This is a genomic window from Salinivibrio sp. MA427, assembly GCF_001996115.1.
Classification (GTDB): Bacteria; Pseudomonadota; Gammaproteobacteria; order Enterobacterales; family Vibrionaceae; genus Salinivibrio; species Salinivibrio costicola.
In genome coordinates this window covers 1-2121 of record NZ_MUFH01000370.1, presented here as the reverse complement: position 1 = coordinate 2121, position 2121 = coordinate 1, and the positions used below count along the sequence as shown (strand labels likewise).

The window sequence follows — 2121 nt, the reverse complement described above, 5'->3', positions numbered from 1 at the left end:
GTACAAGATGGGTAAAGCGATGGAGCACACGTTAGTCGATAACGATGAATAGTCGCTTACTTTGCTGGACGCATGATGCGTGGCGTGACTACGTATACTGGCAAAGTCAGGATAGAAAAACACTCAAGCGAATCGACAAGCTTATCCTCGATGTAAAACGAACGCCATTCGAGGGAATAGGTAAGCCCGAAGCACTAAAAGAAAACCTGACCGGCTTTTGGTCGCGGCGTATTGATGATACCAATCGGCTGGTTTACGCCGTGGATGATACGTCTATTACGATCCTATCTTGCCGATATCACTATTAGTCACCTAGCGCCTGCGGTGCACAATGGCACAATAAAGGTACGAGGCGTCATGCTCACCACTCTCAATAAAAACCACGCATTATAATGCCTCCAGATAAAATCACCGTTTTCACTGAATAACGGCGGTGGGCAAGATAAATGTACTGACCGAGAATGTCCTACAAGGTTAAGCGTAACTGACGACCCGGTTGCGCCCAGAGAGTTTGGCGTTATATAAAGCATCATCGGCATGCTGGTAGAGGTGCTTAGCATCGAGCAGAGCCGCGTCGAGCTCTGCACAGCCAATTGACACGGACACGCGGATGGCCGGGGAGTAGCCGAGGATCGAGCGTTGGTCATAAACGGCCTCGCAGAGCTGAGCAGCATAGTGTTGCGCCGCTTTTTGGTCGGTATTTGCCAACAGACATGCAAATTCTTCTCCGCCAATACGATAAATGTTGCTGTGCAGAGGAAGATGCGCTTGGAGCAAAGACGCGAAGGCTTCGAGGACTTGATCGCCAACGATATGACCGTAGTTATCGTTGATGCGTTTAAAATGGTCGATATCGATAATGAATAGGGATAAGGGTTGAAGTCGGTACCGGGCTTTGTCGCTAAAACGGGCAAGGTCGCTAGCAAATTGACGGCGATTATATAGCTGTGTCAGCGAATCCGTTGTGGCTTGGCGCATTAACGCTTGTTCTTCCGCCTTACGCTGACTGATATCCCACATCACACCGGCGACCACACCTTGAGGCTTATTTTTGGGATCGTTATTGGTGGTGATTTCTACCCATGTATATTCGCCATTATCGCGTTGAACCTGCAAGTCCATTTTTAGCTCGTTGCCAGCGGGCGATAAAAAGTGGCGTACACGTGAAAAGAACTCTCGACGATACCCAGGATGAATGCGGCGCAGCCAATGCCGGCTAGTGTAGGTACGGGAGTCACGAATGCTGCTGGCGGTACTGTCACCGATGACCTCTGACGAGCACCAGCAGATACCGCGTTGTACATCCACTTGCCAAGTGCTGCAGTGGGTGTTGTCTTTAATGATGTCGATTTGGCGTTGTTTAGAAAACAGCTCGTTTTTTAGCACAGTGCTAGCGATCAGATGTCCCGTCGCGCGCAGCAAGGTCACATCGCTTTCTGACCAGTGTTGTTCTCGCTCGCAATCATCAAACCCCAGCGTTCCCCACCATTTATTATCGACAATGATGGGGATGGTTAACATCGATAAAATGCGCTGTTGTGTTAAGTAGCGTTTGAGCCAAGACGAGGGTAACTGATCAGTAATGACCGCTTGGTATTCGCCCCGCTGTCGGCTTTCTATCAACTCACGGTATTCGGGGTGAGCCAGGCTAGATCTGAAATGATTAAAATGGGGGAGGCGAATTTGCGCGTACTTTTTCTCGTTTGCCCATTCGAAGACATAATCCTGCAAAATATCGGTATCGCTGATCGCTAATACTTGAAACACCCACACACGACTGACTTGCGTGACGGTCCCAATTTCAGCGAGTAAGTGATTAATGTTAGTAAGTCTGTCATCACCACTGACCAGCATGTTGGCACCGCGTAGCACAGCCGATAGCAGATCGACGTTTAACTCAGAGAGCTGATGTCTATCGAGCTCAGGTTGGAGCCCAGTCAGAATGGTCATGCCGATAGTCCCTTATCTAAAAATGCCCCTCTTTGCTGAGCGTAGCAGGCGCGTGTATGTATCGTTAATATGACAAACATCCTGTGTCCAGTATTGTGAGTCATGTTTGCATATATGGGTGAGGTGTATTGATTCGCCATTGATTGCGTCTTGCGCATCAATCCTTCTATC

2 protein-coding genes are annotated in these 2121 nt (G+C 48.9%); one reads left to right on the top strand and one right to left on the bottom strand.

What is annotated here, in order from left to right; all coding sequences use genetic code 11:
- The first annotated feature begins 44 nt into the window (after positions 1 to 44).
- Entirely contained in the window at positions 45 to 308 is a 264-nt protein-coding gene (locus BZG79_RS14580) for a Txe/YoeB family addiction module toxin (RefSeq protein WP_077774765.1), read from the top strand.
- A gap of 166 nt (positions 309 to 474) precedes the next feature.
- Here BZG79_RS14580 and BZG79_RS14575 read toward each other — a convergent pair whose 3' ends face one another.
- The gene (locus BZG79_RS14575) at positions 475 to 1950 is read right to left on the bottom strand and encodes a sensor domain-containing diguanylate cyclase (protein WP_077774764.1); all 1476 of its coding nucleotides are present in this window, start codon (positions 1948 to 1950) and stop codon (positions 475 to 477) included.
- Positions 1951 to 2121 lie beyond the last annotated feature (171 nt).